Raw genomic sequence first — 20,061 nt, 5'->3', positions numbered from 1 at the left:
GGGGAGAGGGGAGAGGGGGAGGGGGGAAGGGGTGAAAAGGAGGGGTGAATTCCCCGGGGGTGTCCGGGGGGTTCCGTGGCGGCCGGGCAGGCTGGCGGAGGCCCGGACCGAGTCCACCCTGCCCGAAGGGTGCTCGGCGGTCGCCTGAGGGGGCGGGGGCTTCCGTGTGCGCGGATGCGTGCCGGAACGCGATGAATGGGGAGAGCAGTCATGGGATTCCGTGTTGCCCGCGAGGACCGCACGTCCGAGGGTCTTCCGCTGGAGCGGCGCAGCCGCCGGCGGGGCCGAATGAGGAAGCTGATCGGCGGAGCCGTGAGCACGGCGCTCGTCGCGTCGTCGATGGTCGTGATCGGCGGGACGCTGACCGCCGCACCGGCCGCCGCAGCGGAGCCGTTCCTCTGCACGCCCGGAGCGGTGTACGTGCAGAGCGCCACCGAGGTGCGCGAGTTCGCCGTGAACGAGCAGGGCGGCGCCCCCGGCGACGGCGGCACGCTCGGCTCCATCAACCTCGGCGCGAACCACTCCAACAACGCCCTCGGCCTCTCGTCGAACGGGCGGTACGCCTACACGGTCACCAATGCCGCCGGTACCAAGACGCTGGCCAAGCACGACCGTGTCACCGACACGACCGCGCGGACGACGTTCACGCTGAACTCCTCGGTGCTGCGCGGCGCCGTGCACCCCGTGACCGGCGTCTACTACTTCGCCAGCGGCACGGTGAACGGCGCCATCAACCTCTACGCGTGGAACGAGGACGTCACGCCGCAGACCTACACGCAGGTCGGCACGCTGCGTCCGACCGCGGGCAGCAGCGCGTTCGGCGCCAACGGCGACATGGCCTTCAGCGCCTCCGGTCAGCTCGTGCTCGTCGCCGACAACTTCATCTACTCCTCCGACCTCCCGGCCACGCTCGAACCGAGCACCGCGACGATCGACGCCAAGCAGGTGCACGACATGGGCGCCGGGGTGCAGGGCAACGGCATCGCGTTCGGCAACCTCGGCCACATCTTCGTCTCGGTCTCCGGCGGTGGCAACCGCATCATCGAGGTCGACCTGCCGCGCGGGCAGACGGTCAACACGACCCAGCTCGGCACCTTCTCGCCCACCGATATGGCGAGCTGCACGTTCCCGAACACGCTGACGCTGAAGAAGGACCTCCCCGAAGGCCGTCACGCCGGGACCGACCAGTTCGGGCTCCGCGTGCAGTCGCCGGTCGGCTACCAGGTCGCGCGAACCGACGCCGTCACCCGAGGCGACCGCTCCGGTCTGCAGCCGGACTACGCCGGCCCCGTCTTCACGAACCAGGGCGACACCTTCCGGCTGTCCGAGTCGGCGGCGGGCTCGACCGACCTCACGAAGTACGACGCCTCCCTCGTCTGCCGGCAGGTGAACGCGGACGGTTCGACCACCCCGGTGGCCGTCTCCGCCGACGGACAGGTCACCCAGCCGGCCGGGCCGCTCGGCACCGACGTCACGTGCACGTACACGAACGTGCGCCTCGCGCCGGACCTCGCGCTCCGCAAGACCTCCGACCCCGCCGACGGCACTGCGGTGCAGGCCGGCCAGCGACTGACCTACACGGTGCAGGCCGAGAACACCGGCAACACCCGCCTCGACCCGGTCACCGTGACCGACGACCTGTCGGGTGTGCTCGCGTTCGCCGAGTACCAGGGCGACGTGGCGACGGCGATCGACGGTGACCCGGTGTCGTCCGGCGCCGCCACCGTCACGGGCGACGACCTGGCCTGGACCGGCGCCCTCGAGCCCGGGCAGGTGCTCACGATCACCTACTCCGTCGTCGTCGACGAGGGCGTGGAGGGCGAGCGCATCGCCAACCGCGTCACCGCATCCGGCACCCCACCCGGGGGCCTGCCCCCGACGACCCCTCCGGCCGTCACCACCGAGCACCCGGTCGCCGGCTTCGAGGTCGCGAAGACCTCCGATCCCGCCGCAGGCACCGTGGTGGAGCCGGGACAGACCATCGAGTACACCGTCACCGGCACGAACACCGGCGCGACCGTCCTCGACCCGGTGACCGTCACCGACGACCTCTCCGGCGTGCTCGCGAACGCCGCGTTCAACGACGACATCACGACCGCGGTCGGCGGCACGACCGTGACCACGGGCGGTGCGACCCTGACCGGGAACGACCTCGCCTGGACCGGAACGCTCCAGCCCGGACAGACCGCGACGATCACGTACTCGGTGACCGTGGGCGACGACACCTCCGGCGAGATCCTTCGCAACAGCGTGACCGGATCGGGCACCCCGACCACCCCGAACCCGGGCGACCCGACCGGGCCGCAGGTTCCCGGTGAGCCGATCGTCCCGCCGACGGTCACCACCGAGCACCCCGTGATCGGCTCCGGCTTCACGATCTCGAAGTCGGCCGACCCCGCCTCCGGCACGGCCGTGTCCGCCGGTGACACGATCACCTACACGATCACCGGGACCAACACGGGCGACACCGACCTCGATCCCGCGGAGATCGTCGACGACCTGTCCGGCGTGCTCGGCTCCGCCGGCTACAACGACGACGTCACGGCCGACCGCGGCTCCGTGCGGGTCGCCGACGCCACCCTCACCTGGACCGGGGCCATCCCGCGCGGAGAATCTGTCACGATCCGCTACACGGTGACGGTGGATGCGGGTGTCGAGAAGGCCCTGCTGCACAACGTCGTCACCGGATCGGCCACGCCGCAGATCCCGACCGACCCCGCCGACCCCTCCGGAGCGAAGACCCCGGGGACCCCGATCGTCCCGCCCGCGGCGGAGACGGAGCACCCCGTCGTCGACACGGGCTTCGAGGTCTCGAAGTCGGCCGACCCGGCCTCCGGCACCGCCGTCCGCGCGGGCGACACCCTCACCTACACGGTCTCGGGCGTCAACACCGGCAACACGGTCCTCGACCCCGCGACGATCGTCGACGACCTCTCGGCCGTCCTCGCGAACGCGGAGTACGGCGGCGACGCGAAGGCCTCGTCCGGATCCGTCGCGCTCTCCGGCACCACCCTCACCTGGACCGGGACGCTCGCTCCCGGCGAGAGCGTCGACATCACCTACACGGTGACCGTGGACGAGGATGCGACCGGCGTGCTGCTCCGCAACACGGTGTCCGGTGAGGGCACCCCGCTGATCCCGACCGACCCGACCGACCCGGAGAGCCCGACCACGCCGGGAACCCCGGTCGAGACCCCGCCGGCGACGACGGAGCACCCCGTCGCGACCCCCGGGTTCACCGTCACCAAGACGGCCGACCCGGCGACGGGCACGCGCGTCGACCCCGGCAGCGTGATCACCTACACCGTGACCGGCCGCAACACGGGCGACACCGTCCTCGACCCGGTCGAGATCGGCGACGACCTGCGCGCGGCGCTGGCCCACGCGTCCTACAACGACGACGTGTCCGCCACCCGCGGCGACGTCCGCGTGGCCGACGGCGCCCTCTCGTGGAACGGCGTGCTGCGCCCCGGCCAGGACGTCGTGATCACCTACTCGGTGACCGTCGACGCCACCGCCGGCGGCGAGACCATCGCGAACACGGCGACCGGAGAGGCGACCCCGCTGATCCCCGCCGACCCGAGCGACCCCGAGAGCCCCACGACTCCCGGCACGCCGATCACGCCGCCGCCGTCGAGCACGGAGCACCCCGTGAACGAGCCCGGCTTCGCGTTCACCAAGACCGTCAACCCCGCCGCCGGTACCGCTGTCGACCCCGGTGACGTGCTCACCTACACGCTGACCGCGGTCAACACGGGCCAGACGGTGCTCGACCCGGTGACGATCACCGACGACCTGTCGGGTGTGCTGCCGTACGCGACGTTCAACGCGGACGCTGTGGCGAGCATCGCGGGTGCCGCTACGGGTGCCGCGACCCTGGACGGCACGGAGCTGTCGTGGACGGGGGTGCTCGCGGTCGGCCAGACCGTGACCGTCACCTACTCCGTGACCGTGAGCGCCGAGGGCGTCGGAACCGTGATCGAGAACGCGGCGTCCGCGACGGCGACCCCGCCGGGAGGATCGACGATCACCCCGCCGCCCGGCGTCACGACCAACCCGGTCAACGAGCCCGGATTCTCCGTCTCGAAGAGCGTCGACCCGGCTGCGGGCACGGCGGTCGACCCGGGTAGCGTCCTCACCTACACGTTGACCGGCGTGAACACGGGGGAGACGGCCCTCGACCCCGTCACCATCGACGACGACCTCTCCGGTGTCCTGGCGCACGCGGACTTCAACGACGACGCGACGGCGACGATCGGCGGCACGGCGACGACCGCGCCGACGGTGGCCGCGGACCGGCTGTCGTGGACGGGGGCGCTGCAGGTCGGCGAGAGCGTCACGATCACGTACTCGGTGACCGTGCGCGCGGATGCGGGAGGCGCCGTCCTCGAGAACACGGTCTCCGGCTCGGCGACCCCGCCGGGTGGGGTGCCGCCGATCGAGACGCCGCCGGCGACGACCGAGAATCCCGTGAACAAGCCCGGCTTCGAGCTGCGCAAGTTCGCCGATCCCGCGTCCGGCACCCGGGTCGACCCGGGCAGCGTCGTCACCTACACGGTGACCGGCGTGAACACGGGGGAGACGGCTCTGGCTCCGGTCCGCATCGTCGACGACCTGTCGGGCGTGCTCGCCCACGCCGCGTACAACGGCGACGCGACGGCGACCTTGAGCGACGGCACCGCGCCTGAGCCCGTCGTCGCGGGCGACGAGCTCACCTGGGCCGGTGACCTCGCGGTCGGCCAGCGCGTCACGATCACCTACTCGGTGACCGTGCACGGCGATGCCGGCGGTGCGATCATCGCGAACACCGTCGAGGGCACGGCCACGCCTCCCGGCGGCGCCGAGCTGACCCCGCCGCCGGTGACGACGGAGAACCCCGTCGGGACCCCCGGCTTCACCTTCGTCAAGTCGTCCGACCCCGCGTCCGGCTCCGCCGTCGCGACGGGCAGCGTCGTGACCTACACGCTCACCGGCACCAACACCGGCGAGACGGGTCTGGACGAGGTCGTCGTCACGGACGACCTGGCCGGAGTGCTGCGGCATGCCGACCTCCGCGGCACGGCGACCGCCACGGTGGGGGACCGTGCGGTGGCCGCGCCGATCATCGACGGCACGACGCTGCACTGGACGGGCAGCCTCGCCGAAGGGGAGCGTGTCGTGATCACCTACGCGGTGACCGTGCACGCCGACGCGGCGGGGGCGACGCTGCGGAACGTGGCGACCGCCACGGCCACGCCTCCTGGCGGGGAGACGATCACCCCGCCGACGAGCACGACCGAGAACCGGGTGCTGACGCCGCTCGCCCTCACCGGCGGACAGCTGGCCCCGTGGATCCTCGGGCTCGCGATCGCCCTGCTGATCGGCGGTGCGGTGCTGCTGCTGGTGCGCCGACGCCGCATGCAGAGCTAGCGGTTCCCGCAGAAGGCCCCGCCCGTCGTCTCCGACGGGCGGGGCCTTCGTCATCCCGGGAGGAGGCCGTGCCGGGCGGCCTGCTCGAGGGCCTCGGTGCGGTTGGCCGCGTCGAGCTTGCGGTAGATGCTGCGGAGCTGCGTCTTCAGGGTGTTCGGCGAGACCCGCAGCTCCGCGGCGATCTCGGGCAGCGGCGCCCCCGTCGTGAGCGCGTGCAGCACCACCTGCTCCCGCGAGGAGAGCCTCGGGCGGGCGGCGAACGACGGCAACGCCGAGCGGGTGGGCAGCGGCGGGTCGCCCACCGGGGCGAGGTCGGCCCGGACGGCGGCGAAGTCCTCGGCGCCGAGCAGGGCCGGCGGAGTGCGCAGGCCTCGATCGGCGAGCTGGGCGTGCAAGGTCTCGGTCACGGCCTGCGCGGCGGCGGGGCTGACCCGGTGGAGGGCGGCGCTCTGCACCGCGGCGGCCTCGGCGCGCTCGCGCGAGGTCGTCGGTTCGAGGCGCGTCGCGGCGAGCAGTCGCACCGCATCCGGAGCGCGACCGTCGATCAGAGCGATCCTGGCGCGTTCCAGAAGGGTGCCGAACCGGTCCGTCCCGGCGTCGCGCTGCTTGACGCCGCGCGCGGCACGGACGTCGCCGAGGGCGAGGTGCAGCAGGATCCGGGGGCGGCTCAGCGTCTGGCGGGCCGACGTCGATCCGGCCTCGCGCCCGCGCATCCGGGCGAACGACTCCAGGCGCTCCAGCCCGCCGGCGGCATCGCCGTCGTGCAGCGCGATCCATGCTTCCACCGCCGCCATCGTCGTCCAGTGCTCGCTCGTCGCCCGGTGCGGCAGGAAGGCGCGCACGTGCTGCTTGGCCGCAGCGAGGTCGCCCTCCTCGACCGCGAGCATCGCCTCCGCGACGCGGTAGAACGTGCCGCGGTACCCGTCCAGCAGCGCGGGGTCCCACGAGCCGTCCCGGATGATCTCGACGTAGTGCCGCGCCTCCGGGAGGTCGCCGTTGAGGGCGTGGATCCCGCTGAGCAGGCTCACGGCGTGGAAGGCGTTGCCCGTGCCCTGGGACGCGGCGAGGGCGGCGGCCTCAGCGAAGAGGCGGAGGGCCTGCTCCCGGCGACCGCCGTAGTACAGCGAGATCCCCAGGTGCGTGCACAGCAGCGGCATCTCGATCGCGTACTGCTGCCACTGCGACTCCGAGGTCTCCGTGTACAGCGCGAGCGCGCGGGCCGCGACCTGCCCGGCCCGCTCGGGCATCCCGACCACCCGCAGCGCCGCGCTCTCCGCGGTCCAGATGAACAGGCGCTCCGTCGGCGAGAGGGCGCTCCGCCGGGCGTTCGCGGCGGAGATCGCCATCCGCAGCAGCTGCAGGCCGCGCACCCGTCGGAGTCGGTTGGCGTTGAGGCAGATGCCCAGCAGCATCGCCACCAGCGGCTCCTGCTTGAGCCGAGCGAGGGGCAGGTCGCCCAGCAGCGCCACGACCCGGCGACCGTCGTGATCCAGAAGGTGGCTCCAGCCCGACATGATGACGTGGGCGGCGAGGTGGAGGTCGTCCTCCTCCATCGCCAGGCGGAGCCCCTCGAAGGGGGCGTCGCGCCGCAGCGCACCCTCGATCGCGAGGCGTCGGAGCAGGCGGATCTCGGCCGGGAAGCGCTCCAGGAGGTCGCGGCGCAGAAGGGCGCGAGCCGGCGCGGCGATCGTGAAGGTCCGGCGCCCGGATTCCGTCGACCACCGCCCGAAGCCGAACGCTTCGGCCTCGTCGAGGGCGGCGCCGATGTCCGGATCACTGCTGAGAGCCTGCGCCAACGGCAGATCGACCGTGTCCGTGATACTGATCCGGATCAGGCCCTCGAGGACGCCGGCACCGAACGTGCCCTCCTCCATGCGGCTGCGGAGGTAGTCGTCGACCGCCGCGGTCGCGACCTCGACGATCGTCGTGCCGTCGGGGACACGGCCGCGGAGGGCGACGGCACGGATGACCGCCGCGAACCCCTCGGTCGCCTCCCGCACGGCGAGGGCGGTGTCCTCATCGACGTCGAGCGCGCCGCGGATCTCGTCCGCGTCGAAAGCGAGGTCCTCCGGAGAGATCAGCGCGGTGTCGATCACGAGGCCGATGCCGTCGCTGTCGAAGGGGCTGGGGCGGTTCGTGGCCACGACCAGGCGGACGTGCGGGGGGACGGCGACCGTGCGGCACAGGTCGAAGACCGCATCCCGGTCGAGCGCGGCGGCGTCGTCGAGCACGAGGACGAGAGGCTCCTCGTGATCGCACAGGTACTGGGCGACGGCTGGCCACCCTTCCCCCGTTTCCGAGGCAGGATGACGGCCGCCGACGGCGTCGCCCGCGCCGTGCAGAACCCGCAGCAGGGCGGCGGCGAGGGCCGCGCTCGTCGCCAGGGCGGGCGTGGCCGTGAGCCACACGACGCGGTCGGGGGAGGTGAAGGCCCAGCCCACGAGGGCGGTGGTCTTCCCGGAGCCCGCGGCTCCGCGCAGCAGTGTGAGCGGAGCTCCCTCGTCCAGCGCGGCGTTCACCCGCGGACGTCCGATGACGTGCGCGGACACCCGCGGCAACCTCTTGTCCCCTTGCGCGCCGAAAGCCGGCATCGTCCCTCCCCAGGTACGCATCCCCACCCCTACGATATCCAACCCGCCCGCGGTTCTAGGCTCGGAGGGGTGAGTGGTCCGACAGTCCCCGTGTCCTCCCGCCGCGTGCCCACCAGCGCCCTCCTCGTGAGCGCCGCGCTCGGCGCGGTCCAGGCCCTCGTCTTCCTGGCCGTCGTGCCGATCACGAGCGTGCTCGCCGCCGCCTCCCCTCCCGCGTATGCCCTGGTCGCGGCCGTGCACACCGCACTGCCCTTCCTGGCCCGTGTCGTCACCCGGGTCCCTGGCATGGCGACACTGGCCGCCTTCGTGACCGGGGTGCTGACGGTCGCGGTGTCGCCCATCGGGCTGCTCGGCGTCGTGCCGCTCGTCCTCGGCGGCGTGGTCCTCGACCTGGCGCTGCCGTTCCGGCGCGGCGCGGTGGTCCGCCCTGGTCGCGTCCTGCTCGCCGGTGCCGTGACCGGCGTCGTGCTCTTCGTCGTCGCCCTCCCCGTCTTCTCCCCGGAGCACCTCGTTCCACCGGTGCTCATCGGCACGCTGTCGGGACGGGTGGTCGGCGAGCTCGCAGTGGCCGGTGTCATCCTCGCGGTGCGTCGTCTGCTGCGTCGCGCCGGCGTGGCCCGCTGAGCCGGCATACTGATCGGCATACCCCTACGGGGTACTATGAGCGCATGGTCGGTCGTCGCGTGCTCCAGGGGGCGTTGCTCGCCGTCGTCCTCGTGGGCGGCGTCGTGCTCGGGCTCCTCGGCATGCACGCGCTCGACACGCACGGCACGGCCGGAGCCCACGCGATGGCAGGCGTCTCGGCCCCCGAGCACCCGTCGGTGTCGTCGGCGCACGCCGCAGGTGGCGCCGAGACGGCGATCGCGCCCGCGGATCCCGCGGGCGATGGCGGCGCGGCCTGCGTCCTCGCGCTGCTCGGCGGGCTGCTCCTGCTGCTCCGTCCCTCACGCATTGCCCTGGCCGGACCTCTGCTGCGCGCTCTCCGCTCGTCCGTGGACGCGGCCGCCGCTCCGCTTCGCCCTCCCTCACTCCACGTCCTCTGCATCAGTCGGACCTGATCGGCGCCGATGCGCCCGGGCTCCGCGTCCGCGGACGCCCTTCCGACAGACAGAGATGAGAGAGAAATGACGAATCGAACCACTGCCGCCGCTGCCCTCGTGCTGGCCGGAACCCTCGCCCTCGCCGGGTGCGCCTCGACCGCACCTGCCGGGCCGGCCGACCATTCCGGCATGGATCACTCCACCTCGGACGCCCCGCTGACCGGAGCGAACGAGGCAGACGCGATGTTCGCATCCATGATGATCGTCCACCACGAGCAGGCCGTCGATATGTCCGACATCGTGCTCGCGAAGGACGACGTCGACCCCCGGGTCGCCGACCTCGCGGAACGTATCAAGGCCGCTCAGGGCCCGGAGATCGAGAAGATGCAAGGCTGGCTCGACGACTGGGGTGCCGAGGCCGGTGACCCGGCCGCGATGGACCACGGCGACGGCATGATGAGCGACGACGACCTCGCCGCGCTGGAGGCCGCCGCAGGCCCGGAGGCGTCCCGGCTGTTCCTGGAGCAGATGATCGCGCACCACGAGGGCGCGGTCGCGATGGCCGAGGCGGAGGTGGCGGACGGCGAGAACGCCGACGCCGTCGCCCTCGCGCAGGACATCGTCGATGCGCAGACCGCCGAGATCGCGGAGATGAAGGAGATCCTCGCCACGCTCTGACCCGGACCGGGCCCCGCGTCGCCTCCGCGGCGCGGGGCCCGACGCCCTTCTGCCACCTGTCCTGTCCGCGCTGCTCTGTACGTTTCGCACTACGGGGACTACCGGGTGCTCTACCGGATCGAGGACGGGATCCTGACGGTCGTCGTCGTGCACGCCGGCCACCGTCGCGAGGTCTACCGCTAGCGACGGGGGCGGCGCAGGCGTCGCAGCGGGGCAGACAGGCGGTGCCACAGCGTCGGCGCGGGCTCCTCGTCCTCCGCGGGCGGCGGGGCGACGGCGAACTGGACGAACTCCTCCGCGCCATGGTGCACGACGCGGTAGAGCGCCGTGCCGATGAGCACTCCGAGCGCGATCGACATGACGGAGACGAGGGCCGCGGTGAAGTCCGCGAGGCCGTTGTCGGTCGCGACCGCCTCGGTGAGCCCCACGAGTCCGGCGGCTCCGGGTACCAGCAGCCAGAACGCCGGGAGGAACGTGAGCTGCGAGGGGGCTCCGTGGCGGAGCCCGGCGATCCAGAACACGACCGGCGTCACGGCGACCGCACCGAGGAACCCGCCGACCGCCGGGTCGATGAACTCCGTTCCCGCCCACTGGCCGAGGTACGCGACGACCAGGGCGAGCAGCACCCACCCGAACGTGGACGGCGGGGAGGAGAAGTGCAGGTAGTTGCCGAGTGCGAACACGAGGATGCCGAGCAGCGGCACCCACCAGGGCAGGTACGACGAGGAGGCGTCGAGGGCCTCGTACGAATCGCTCGAGACGCCTACCACTGCGCCCGCGGCGAGGATGCCGAAGGCGAGGAGCGCGAGCTGCACGAACCCGTAGATGAGGCGGGACGCGCCGGAGATCATCTGTCCCGCTGCGAGCTCGACCGTCGCCGTGGTCAGCACACCGCCGGGGAGGAAGGTGACCAGCGGGGCGATCAGCAGGCGGATCGGGTCGCCGATCTCGATGACCTCCGCGAGGAGGAACACCGCAGCCGCGCACACGAACGCCGCGGCGATGGGCATGACGAGCTGCAGCGTGGGAGAGCGCACGAGCTTGAGCAGACCGATCCCGAATCCCAGCACGAAGGCGACGAGGGCCCCCTGCCAGGTCGGTGCGAGCAGGAGGGCCAGGCCGGTCGTGAGGATGGCATGGCCGAGCGTCCGTGTGAACCAGCCGAGGCGCGGACGCATCGCGCCGATCTCGTTGAGCCGTCGGATGCCGTCGAGCGGGTCGACCTCGCCGGTCTTCGCCTGTGCGATGAGGTCGTACAGCGCGGCGATCTGGTCGAAGCGGAACGAGGCATTCGTGGCCGAGCGGAACGCGACCCGCTGCTCCTCCGCGTCCCCCGTCTCCACGATGATGATGGTCGGCAGGACGACGAAGTCGGCGCCGTCGCCGCCCGACGCCGTGGCGACCTCGGCGATCGTGTCCCGGATGCGGTCGACGGACTCCGCCGACGCGTTCATGCCCTGCGCCAACCCCAGCAGGAACTGCCGCAGCGCCGAACGGTCGACGACGTCGGTCATGTCACCAGAACAGGAACGACAGCGCCACCCCGACGACGATGGCCGTGCCGACGTAGACGAGGTTCGGCAGCTGGAACGAGTGGTCGAAGACGAACTTGCCCATCTTCGTCGTCCCGGTCTGGTCGAACGCGACCGTGGCCACCTGGCTGCCGTTGGCGGGCAGCGTGTAGATGCCCATCGCCGCCGGCCACAGTCCCACCAGCAGAGAGGCGGGCAGCCCGATCGTGATGCCGATCGGGACGATCGCGTTCGTGGCGCTCGATTGGCTGGTCGTGAGCATGGCGACCGCGAAGAGCGCCAGCGCGAACAGCAGGGCTCCGAGGAAGGCGGACGAGCCGGAGACGACCGAGCCCAGCCCGTCGACGATGAGGGTCTGGTTCGCGGCGACGAACGTGTTGGCGAGCCAGGCGATGCCGAACAGGGCGATGGCGCCGACGATGCCGGCGGGGAAGGTGGACTGCTTCGGCACGTCCGCGGCCTTCACCTTGCAGAACACGAAGATCAGCGCGGCGATGATGCCCATGACGACCTCGATGATCACGGTGACGCTCAGGCGCAGCGGATCGCCGTCGTCATCGGTGCCGATGATCGGACGGAGGTTCTCGAACAGGCCGAAGAAGACGATCACCGCGACGCCGGCGAGGAACAGCGAGGCCGAGAGCACGGCGGTCGCCGGGAGCTTGTTCTCGTGAGCGTCGACCACGGGCGGCTTGATCTGTCCCTCCGCCAGGCGCTTCTGGTACTCCGGGTCGTCCTCGAGGTCCTTGCCGTGGCGCATCATGACCAGCGCGGCGACGAGCAAGCCCGCGATCGAGGCTGGCCACATGATGAGGAGCAGCCCGCCGAGATCGACGCCCTGCGGTGCGAGCAGCACGACCATCGATGCGGTGGCCGCGGAGACCGGAGAGCACAGGATGCCGACCTGCGAGGCGACGGCCGAGACCGACAGCGCCCGCTCCGGCCGGATCTTCTGCTGGTACGAGACGTCGTAGATCACCGGCAGGAGCGGATAGAAGATGTTGCCGGTGCCCGCGCCGACCGTGAAGAGGAACGACATCGCCGGCGCGAGGAACACGACGGACTTCGGGCGTTTGCGGATGACCTTGGCGGCCACCGACACCATCCAGTCGATACCGCCAGCGGCCTGCATGGTCGAGGCCGCGGTGATGACCGTGATGACGATGAACACGGCGTCGACCGGGGCGTTGCCGGGGGCTTCCCCGAACACGAACACGAGCACCGCGACGCCGACGAGGCCCCACACGCCCAGGCCGATCCCGCTCGTGCGGGTGCCCATGAAGATCGCCAGGACGACGACGATGAGCTCGGCGACGAGGATCCAGACGCTGTCGTTCACGACGACGGCCCCTTCACGATCGGCGCCGATCCGGTGAGGACCTCCACCGGCAGCTCGGTCTCGACGATCGCCCCGTCGACCGCCTCGACCTTCAGCGCCAGCGGGTTCTCGACCGGGCTGACCGCGGTGACGAACTCGCCGTTCTCGAAGTGCAGCGACTGGAGGTTGCCCACCGCATAGCCGGTGGACAGCTCACCGCTGAGGAGCGAGGCGTGGAAGAGGGGCCGGCGCTGGTCCTCCGCGTCGTAGTGCGGGCAGAAGCTGCCGTGCAGGAAGCCCAGGCCCTCCGGGAGCACCTGCAGCGTGGGCCCGTAGCTGTCGGTCGTGCCGCCCTCGAACCAGCAGATGCCGCCCGCGCTGCCTCCCGTGAACACGACGTTCGACGAGGGGTCCTCCCACATCTCGCGCATGATCTCATCGAGGCCCTGACGCTTCCAGACGTCGAGCATGTTGGCGGTGTTGCCGCCGCCGACATGGATGACGTCGAAGCCCTTCACGAAGCCGGCGAGGTCGTCGACCGCGCGGTGGAACAGCGGCAGGTGATGCGGCGCGCATCTGTCGGAGTCGTACGTGGAGTAGAAGCTCACGATGTAGGCGGTGTCGTCGCCCGTGGCGGTGCCGACGAAGAGGACTCGAGGCCGCTCCTTGCCGGTGAGCTTCAGGATGTACTCGTGCGTCGGATCGTTCCGACGTTCCATCATGGCCTTGCCGGCCCCGGTTGCGACGACGTGCGACATGCCCCCACCTCACTGTCGGATGTGAATGCGCTCAACCTAGCGTCGCGTCGTGACCGCCGTCCAGAGCGGTCACCCCGGCCGGGTGAATCCGGGCGTCTCAGCCGGAGACGCGGGCCGTGCCCACCATGCCTTCCAGGAGGGCGGTCGTGCGGGCGCGCGGACCCTCCGGCGCGATGCCGAGCACGCGGGCGAGCTCCAGAGCGAGGGCGGCGTGTCCGACCGCGCTGGGGTGGAACGGGTCGTTCATGAGGCCCCACGGCACGCCGCCGCCGCCCAGCTCCGCGAAGTGGGCGTGCTGGTCGACGAGGATCACGTCCTCCGCGGAAGCGACCCGGCGGACGGCCTCGGCGAAGTCGGCGATCCGCGCCCGCTCCGGCGCATTGCGGACGTCGATGGCGGGCGGCGTCTGGAGCACCGGGATGGCGCCGAGCCCGCGCACCCGGCGCACGAAGTCGTGCAGGGAGGCGGCGTAGTCGTCCGGCGAGATGACCGGTCGCGGCCCGCCGTCCGAGGCGTCGTTGGTGCCGACCATGAGGGTGACCACGTCCGGCTGCCAGCCGGCGACCCGACGCTCCCAGTCGTCGAGGATGTCGACGATCCGGTTGCCGCTGATCGCGGTGTTGAGGACGATGTCGCGGACGCGCTCGAGCTCGCCCCTGATCAGCTCGTGGAGGTGCTCCGGGTAGCTGCGCCCGCCCTGGGTGTGCACCAGGCCATGGGTGATCGAGTCGCCGGTGATGATCCAGTTCAACGGTGCGGGGTCGCGGAGGGCGGCGGCGAGGCGGCCCAGGTCGTCGGAGGCGGTGGCGGGGGAGGCGGAAGGGGCGATCGGCACGCCTCAGAGCTTATCCGTCGCCTGCGACCTGCTTCCTGACGGGGTGGCGTAATGCGCCGGCATCGTTCCCGTCCTGTTTCCCGAGGGGCGAGGCTGGGCACGTGAGCGCGGACGGGATCCGCGGCCCAGGACATCGTCGAATCCCCAACCCGACGATGTGGAGAAATCGAGTCCCTCGTGCGGCGGGCTGCTCCCCCGGCCCGCCGCACATCCCCGGTCTCGGGGGCGCTCCGTTGACCCATTCCGGAACGCCGATATACGCGCGGCTGCGAACACCTGCGATCCGCCGCAGGAGGGGTACCGTCGTTCGCGGCCTGTTCGAGGGAGGGGAACCTTGCGGGCCGGGGGAGAGCTCGCGGCATCGCCGCGAGCAAGGGTGCGCCGCTCCGTGCGGCGTGGAGACGCGCGCGGCGAGCGTCGTCGAGTTCCGCAATCCTGCGGAGCCCGCGTAGTACGCCGGGCTTCGCCGTGTCTCATCTTCGACCGTGCCCACGTCGCGTGCGCGCGGCTGTCACCGGAGGAACACATGCTGACCCATTCGCCACCCGTCCGTCCCCGCTCGGGGCGGAGGAGCCGCGTCGCCCGCCGCGTCGCCGCCCTCGCCGTGATCGTCGGAGGAATCGTCGGAGCCCTGCTCGCCCCCGTCGTCGCGACGGCGGCACCGCCGTACACGACCAGCGCGACGGTGTCGTCGCTCGCCTTCACGGAGAAGGCCGTCGCGAGTGGTACCAAGGCCGAGCTCACCGGCACGTGGTCCCTGCCGGACGACCCCGTGGCACCGGCCGGGTTCGTCGTCGATCTTCCGGAGGGTCTCCGCGGGCTGCCGGACGCGTTCCCGCTGCTCGACGACGATGGCCAGGAGGCGGGGAGCTGCGTGACGACCGCCACCCAGCTCGTCTGCGACATCGACAGCACCTACCTGCAGGAGCACCCCGTCGGTCTCTCCGGTGGCTTCTCCTTCTGGGCGACGGTGACCACCGAGGTGACAGAGACCACCACGGTCACCTACGACTTCGGCGACGTCACGGCCGCCGTGGACGTGAAACCGGACCCCTTCGCGTGCTCGACGGACTGCGACTTCCGCGGTCGGACCAACTTCAAGAGCGGGGAGTATCAGAACTCCTCCGACACCATCGCCTGGGACGTCGCCGTCGGTGCGGGAGCGAAGGGCATGGTCGCGGGTCAAGAGGTCGTCGTCACCGACGTCATCGGTCCGGATCAGGAACTCCTGCGCGAATCCGCCGCCGGCGAGCGCTACCCGTCGCTCTGGGTGGCGACCGGCCTGGAGACGCTTCCCAGCGGCCTGGTCGTGCCGGGGCCGATCACCGAGGCCCCGGCCTCCGATTACACCGTCTCCGCGGACGGCACCACCGTGACCTTCACCGCCCGCGAGGGGGCCTTCTACAACGTGCACTATCTCTCGCGCGTGACCGACGACGGCGCGGCCGGCAGCTACCGCAACGCCGCCGAGATCCGGGTCGGCACCGAGACCTCGTCGACGGTCACATCGGAGGTCACCCGCCACGGGGGCTCGGGGACGGGGAACGGCACGCGGGTCGGGCGGTTCACGGCGCTGAAGACCCTCGCCGGTGAGGCGGCCGCGACCGAGCAGATCCCTGCCGAGACCCGGTACGTGCTGGAGTACGCGTATCCGGCGGGCCGGGGCTTCCCGGCGGGCTCCGGGGTGCTCACGCTCGAGGCGGGATCGCCGGTGACGAGCCCGGCGCTGCCGTTCGGTGCGGAGGTCACGGTCCGCGAGCGCGCGCCCCAGTCGGTGGCCGGCATCGCCTGGGGCACTCCGACGATCAGCCCGGAGCGGTTCACCGTAGGGGACGAGACCGTCGCCGTGAGCGTGCAGAACCCGGTGTCCGTCGTGCCGCCGACGACGCCGACCACGCCGCCGCCGACGCCGACCACGCCGCCGACGACGCCGACCACGCCGCCGACGACGCCCGGCACCCCGACCACGCCGGGAACTCCGGGCACGTCGCTGGCCTCGACCGGTGGGGAGATCGCGATCACGGGTCTGGTCGCCGGGGTGCTGCTGCTGGGGATGGGGGGTGCACTGGCGGCCGCGCGACGCGCACGCCGCGGGAACCACTGATCGCACGCGCCGTGCGGGGTGCTGCCGACGTCTGTCGGCCGCACCCCGCGTCGGCGCGAGAACGCACGGGCGAGGTCCGTCACCTCGCCGACAGATGCCCTGGGGGGAAGGGAACACCATGAGCGACGAACGCAGAGACGAAGAGAGAGAACGCGATGCCGATCTGCTGGGCCGTGTTCGCGGGGGGGACGAGCAGGCCTATGCGGAACTGTGGGAGCGGTTTGCGCCCGCGGCTGCGGCTGTGGCGCGCAGCTACTGGTGGTCGGCCGATGCCGACGACCTCGTCGCGGAGTCGTTCACCCGCATCTACCAGGCGATCCAGGCAGGGAAGGGTCCGACGGCCGCGTTCAAGCCCTACCTGTTCGCCACCATGCGCAACCTCGCCATCAGCTGGGGCCGTGCTCGTCGCGAAGTGCCGATCGAGTACATCGAGGCGGTGGAGGATCCGAACAGCACCGATGCCGCAGCGGACGCCGACTTCGACGCCTCCCTCGTCTCCCAGGCCATCCTGGCCCTGCCCGAACGCTGGCAGGACGTGCTGTGGTTCGGCGAGGTCGAGCACCTGTCGATGCACGAGATCGGCAAGCGCCTCGACATCAGCGAGCGCGCCGCCGCGGTCCTCGCCTTCCGCGCCAGAGAGGGGCTCCGGCAGGCCTGGATCACCGCGCACGTCGCCGCCCGTCCGCCGGCATCGCGAGAGTGCCAGTGGACGATGGGGAAGCTGGGCGCGCACGCCCGCCAGCGACTCACCCCTCGAGACACCGCCCGCGTGCACGCCCACCTCGACGAGTGCGCCGACTGCCGCGCGAAGGCCGACGAAGCCCGTCATGCCAGTTCGCGCATGTTGTCGGTCCTGTTCCCCGCCGGCATCGCCGTGGGGGCGGGCGCCCAGATCTGGCAGTCGTTGACCTCGGCGGGACTCTCCGCCAGCGCCGCACCGCTGCCGCCGGCGATCGCTGCTCCGGTCGCCGGCATCGCAGCGGCGAAGGCCACCGTCGCCATCGTGACCGCGGTCGCCGCGACGACTCTGGCGGCGACCGTCGTCGCCACGGTCGTGGGCGGCACCGCGGTGGTCGCGACCCCCGCGGCCAGTCAGGTCGTGACGTGGAGCGTGCCCACCCCGACGGCATCGCCCTCGGCGGCCCCTGCCCCGGTGGCGACGCCCGTCGAGACGACGAAGCCTCCGGTGGAATCCGAGCAGCCGGCCCCGGCGGAGCCTCCGGCGGATCCGGATCCGGAGCCGGCGCCGGACCCGGTTCCCGAGGCGACCGTGCCGAGCCCGCCGGTCCTCATCTCCGTCCCGGGCCAGGTCTCACGCACCAAGCTCCTGTCTGTCACCGTGGCCTGCGAGGCGGGCGCCGACCTGACGGTGTCCGCATACGGCGCCACGCTCGCGGCGGGCACCTGCGCGGCGAACGAACGGTGGCAGGCGAGCTTCGAGGTCGACGCCTACCCGGTCCCGGCGGGGACCGCGGTGACATTGAGCTTCGCGCAGTCCAACATCGCCGGAGTCTCCGGGGCCGCGACGGCTGAGGTGGTCATCGTGGATTGATTTCGGAACCGCGCGTAATCACCCCTGCGCATCGCTGTCCTGTAGGAGTCCGCCATCTCCGGATACCAGCGGATGAAGAGATCGAGATTGGAATCACATCGCCATGAGGAAACGATCGGGCGCCTTCGTGCTCGGATTGCTGCTCGCCCTCGGTGCCGTCGTCGCCGCGGCCCCCGCCACCGCCGCGACGGGAGCGGCGACCATCGTCGACGCGAACACCGGCAGGTTCACGCTGCCGGACGGCACGGTCGCCACGGCGACACTGTCGGGCGGCTCGCGCATCTTCGGGGGCGAGGGCAAGACGCTGAGCACCTGGAGCGGCACGGACGCGATGTACGCCGCCGGTGTCTCGGCGAAGGACCTCGCGACGCTCGACGTGCACTCGAAGGCGAACTGCGGCACGGCGTCGCGGTGCGGGGAAGGACAGCTCACCATCACGTTCGACCGCCCCGTCGACGATCCCGCCATCCACATCGCCGAGTTCGGCGCCGGTACCGGAGGTACCGGGCTCGGCGGGATCGCCATCGCGGATGGCATGCGCTTCGCCTCCGCCGACGGCGGCGCCACCCGCGCGGTCGTCTCCGACGGCGCGACCTTCGTGGACGGAGGCGACGGGTACGTCCGCGGCGACCTGCGCATTTCCTGCACCGCGGCCTCGCGCCCCGGGGGCTGCGGAAGCTTCACCGTCCCGGGCACCAAGATCACGCGCATCGTCTTCGACGTCGCCCGCTTCGCCCTCGGCGGCACGCAGACGACGGCGACCGACGGCTACGCCCTCGGGATCACGGCCACCGCCACACCGGACCCGAAGCTCGCCGGTCTCTCGATCGCGAAGGTCGTGGACAAGGCGGCCGCTGCGCCCGGCGACACCCTCGACTACACCATCACCGTCCGGAACTCCGGCGAGGCGGACGCCCGGCAGGTGCCCGTGACCGACACCCTTCCCACCGGGCTGCGTGATGTGACGGCCGATCAGGGCGGCGTCGTCGGGGACGGCACGGTCACGTGGACGATCGACGCCCTCCCCGCCGGGGGCACCAGCACCCTGCACGTCCTCGGGACGGTCGATCGCGCGGGTGCGGGCAGCACGCTCGTCAATCGCGCGGTGGTGAAGAATCCCGCCGATGCCCCGGCCGAGACGCCCGCACCCACGTCGGCGACGCCGTGTGCGGACGACGCGGGTGCCGCCTGCGCCGCCACGACGGTCGCCGCCCTGCCGGCGTTGTCGCTCGCGAAGACGGTCGACAAGCAGGTCGCCGGCCATGACGAGGTGCTGACGTACACCCTCGTCGTCGCCAACGTCGGCACGGGTCCGGCGACCGACGTCCCGGTGACCGACCTCCTGCCGCCGGCCCTGACCGCTGTCTCGGCCGATCAGGGCGGCGTGGTCGCCGACGGCACCGTCCGCTGGACGCTGCCCGAGGTGCCCGCCGGGGGCGAGGTCGCGCTGCACGTGACCGGAACCACCCCGGGGGGCCTGGACGAGGCGCAGCTCCTCAACCGCGCCACCGTGCAGAACCCTGCGGATGCGCCTGCCGGAACCCCGGCGCCGACGGTGACCACCCCGTGCCCGGACGACCCGCAGCAGGCGTGCGCCCTGACCGCGGTGGCCGCGCTCGCCTCGCTCGAGATCGACAAGACGGTCGCGCAATCCGCGGCGGTCGCCGGATCCATCCTCGACTACACGATCACCGTGTCGAACGTCGGCCCCGGTACCGCGACCCAGATCCCCGTCGTCGACGATCTCCCGGACGGCGCGCGGCTCATCGCCGCCTCGACCGGGGGCGTCGCCGTGCAGGACCGCGTGGGCTGGGTGGTACCGGAGCTCGGACCAGGGGAGTCCGCCACGATGACCCTGCGTGCCCAGCTGCCGCGCGATGCGGAGGGCACCATCGTCAACCGCGCCACCGTGACCTACGACGAGTCGATGATCGCCGGTCTGCGGGCGGCAGCGGTCCAGGCCGGGATCGCCGTCCCGGACGATCTGTCCGGCCTCCCTGCGCTGCCGCCGCTGTCGGCGGCGCACGCCTGCGCGGACGACGCGCAGTGGTCGTGCGCGGCGACCGTCGTCCGTGCCCCTGCGGCCGCAGGGCTCGCCCAGACCGGCGGCACGCCGCTCTCCGTCCTCCCCGCGATCGCGCTGCTGGCAGGTGGGGCTCTGCTCCTCATCGTCTCCGCGCGTCGCGCGACCCACCGATAACCACTGATCGCGTCAGCCACGGGGGACCTCCCTCCGGGGGCTGA

The 20,061-nt window shown here is 72.0% G+C and carries 12 protein-coding genes and 1 pseudogene; 8 read left to right on the top strand and 5 right to left on the bottom strand.

The features are described 5' to 3' along the window. The first annotated feature begins 288 nt into the window (after positions 1-288). On the top strand, positions 289-5,409 hold the full coding sequence (locus DW296_RS09530; RefSeq protein WP_240743051.1) for a DUF7927 domain-containing protein: 5,121 nt from the start codon (positions 289-291) through the stop codon (positions 5,407-5,409). A gap of 50 nt (positions 5,410-5,459) precedes the next feature. On the opposite strand, the gene DW296_RS09525 is transcribed toward DW296_RS09530, so the two are convergent. After that, positions 5,460-7,958 (bottom strand): helix-turn-helix transcriptional regulator, encoded by a 2,499-nt coding sequence (locus tag DW296_RS09525; protein ID WP_136052032.1) that lies wholly within the window; start codon positions 7,956-7,958, stop codon positions 5,460-5,462. A 111-nt stretch (positions 7,959-8,069) separates the two neighbouring features. On the opposite strand from DW296_RS09525, the gene DW296_RS09520 reads away from it, so the two are divergent. The 4 genes and pseudogenes from DW296_RS09520 to DW296_RS09505 form a co-directional block, all read left to right on the top strand. Beyond that, positions 8,070-8,624 (top strand): ECF transporter S component, encoded by a 555-nt coding sequence (locus tag DW296_RS09520; RefSeq protein ID WP_168429008.1) that lies wholly within the window; start codon positions 8,070-8,072, stop codon positions 8,622-8,624. A gap of 44 nt (positions 8,625-8,668) precedes the next feature. Continuing rightward, positions 8,669-9,058 carry a DUF6153 family protein gene (locus tag DW296_RS09515; protein WP_136052030.1) on the top strand — a complete coding sequence of 130 codons (390 nt, stop codon included), beginning with the start codon at positions 8,669-8,671 and terminating at the stop codon, positions 9,056-9,058. A gap of 66 nt (positions 9,059-9,124) precedes the next feature. After that, positions 9,125-9,718: a DUF305 domain-containing protein gene (locus DW296_RS09510; protein WP_136052029.1), complete on the top strand. Its 594-nt coding sequence runs from the start codon at positions 9,125-9,127 to the stop codon at positions 9,716-9,718. Between the two features lie 24 nt (positions 9,719-9,742). Continuing rightward, positions 9,743-9,901: pseudogene (locus tag DW296_RS09505) on the top strand (type II toxin-antitoxin system RelE family toxin); the annotation flags it as partial. Here the strand turns inward: DW296_RS09505 and DW296_RS09500 are convergent. The 4 genes from DW296_RS09500 to DW296_RS09485 form a co-directional block, all read right to left on the bottom strand. Then, positions 9,898-11,232, bottom strand: coding sequence for a threonine/serine ThrE exporter family protein (locus DW296_RS09500; RefSeq protein WP_136052028.1), 1,335 nt, complete (start codon positions 11,230-11,232; stop codon positions 9,898-9,900). The pseudogene DW296_RS09505 and the gene DW296_RS09500 overlap by 4 nt on opposite strands. A gap of 1 nt (position 11,233) precedes the next feature. Beyond that, entirely contained in the window at positions 11,234-12,589 is a 1,356-nt protein-coding gene (locus DW296_RS09495; protein ID WP_136052027.1) for an anaerobic C4-dicarboxylate transporter family protein, read from the bottom strand. Next, on the bottom strand, positions 12,586-13,326 hold the full coding sequence (locus DW296_RS09490; RefSeq protein WP_025104161.1) for a Type 1 glutamine amidotransferase-like domain-containing protein: 741 nt from the start codon (positions 13,324-13,326) through the stop codon (positions 12,586-12,588). The genes DW296_RS09495 and DW296_RS09490 overlap by 4 nt, the downstream gene beginning before the upstream one ends. A 97-nt stretch (positions 13,327-13,423) precedes the next feature. After that, positions 13,424-14,161, bottom strand: a complete 738-nt coding sequence (locus DW296_RS09485; protein WP_136052026.1) for an SGNH/GDSL hydrolase family protein — start codon at positions 14,159-14,161, stop codon at positions 13,424-13,426. A gap of 526 nt (positions 14,162-14,687) precedes the next feature. Here DW296_RS09485 and DW296_RS09480 point away from each other — a divergent pair. From DW296_RS09480 to DW296_RS09470, 3 genes are all read left to right on the top strand, one after another. Next, positions 14,688-16,265 carry a DUF5979 domain-containing protein gene (locus DW296_RS09480; RefSeq protein WP_136052025.1) on the top strand — a complete coding sequence of 526 codons (1,578 nt, stop codon included), beginning with the start codon at positions 14,688-14,690 and terminating at the stop codon, positions 16,263-16,265. A 118-nt stretch (positions 16,266-16,383) separates the two neighbouring features. After that, entirely contained in the window at positions 16,384-17,817 is a 1,434-nt protein-coding gene (locus DW296_RS09475) for a sigma-70 family RNA polymerase sigma factor (RefSeq protein ID WP_168429007.1), read from the top strand. A gap of 103 nt (positions 17,818-17,920) precedes the next feature. Continuing rightward, complete coding sequence (locus tag DW296_RS09470) at positions 17,921-20,017, top strand: DUF11 domain-containing protein (RefSeq protein ID WP_136052023.1); 2,097 nt, start codon at positions 17,921-17,923, stop codon at positions 20,015-20,017. The last annotated feature ends 44 nt before the right edge of the window (positions 20,018-20,061 follow it).

Origin of the sequence: Microbacterium sp. K36 (assembly GCF_004794355.1) — a bacterium.
GTDB classification, from domain to species: domain Bacteria; phylum Actinomycetota; class Actinomycetes; order Actinomycetales; family Microbacteriaceae; genus Microbacterium; species Microbacterium paraoxydans_D.
Note: the sequence above shows the minus strand (reverse complement) of the source record. Positions and strands in the feature narration are given on the sequence as shown.

Coding starts and splice junctions, on each gene's coding strand:
- DW296_RS09530 (WP_240743051.1), top strand. CDS start 289: ATGAGGAAGCTGATCGGCGGAGCCGTGAGCACGGCGCTCGTCGCGTCG.
- DW296_RS09515 (WP_136052030.1), top strand. CDS start 8,669: ATGGTCGGTCGTCGCGTGCTCCAGGGGGCGTTGCTCGCCGTCGTCCTC.
- DW296_RS09510 (WP_136052029.1), top strand. CDS start 9,125: ATGACGAATCGAACCACTGCCGCCGCTGCCCTCGTGCTGGCCGGAACC.
- DW296_RS09500 (WP_136052028.1), bottom strand. CDS start 11,232: ATGACCGACGTCGTCGACCGTTCGGCGCTGCGGCAGTTCCTGCTGGGG.
- DW296_RS09490 (WP_025104161.1), bottom strand. CDS start 13,326: ATGTCGCACGTCGTCGCAACCGGGGCCGGCAAGGCCATGATGGAACGT.
- DW296_RS09480 (WP_136052025.1), top strand. CDS start 14,688: ATGCTGACCCATTCGCCACCCGTCCGTCCCCGCTCGGGGCGGAGGAGC.
- DW296_RS09475 (WP_168429007.1), top strand. CDS start 16,384: ATGAGCGACGAACGCAGAGACGAAGAGAGAGAACGCGATGCCGATCTG.
- DW296_RS09470 (WP_136052023.1), top strand. CDS start 17,921: ATGAGGAAACGATCGGGCGCCTTCGTGCTCGGATTGCTGCTCGCCCTC.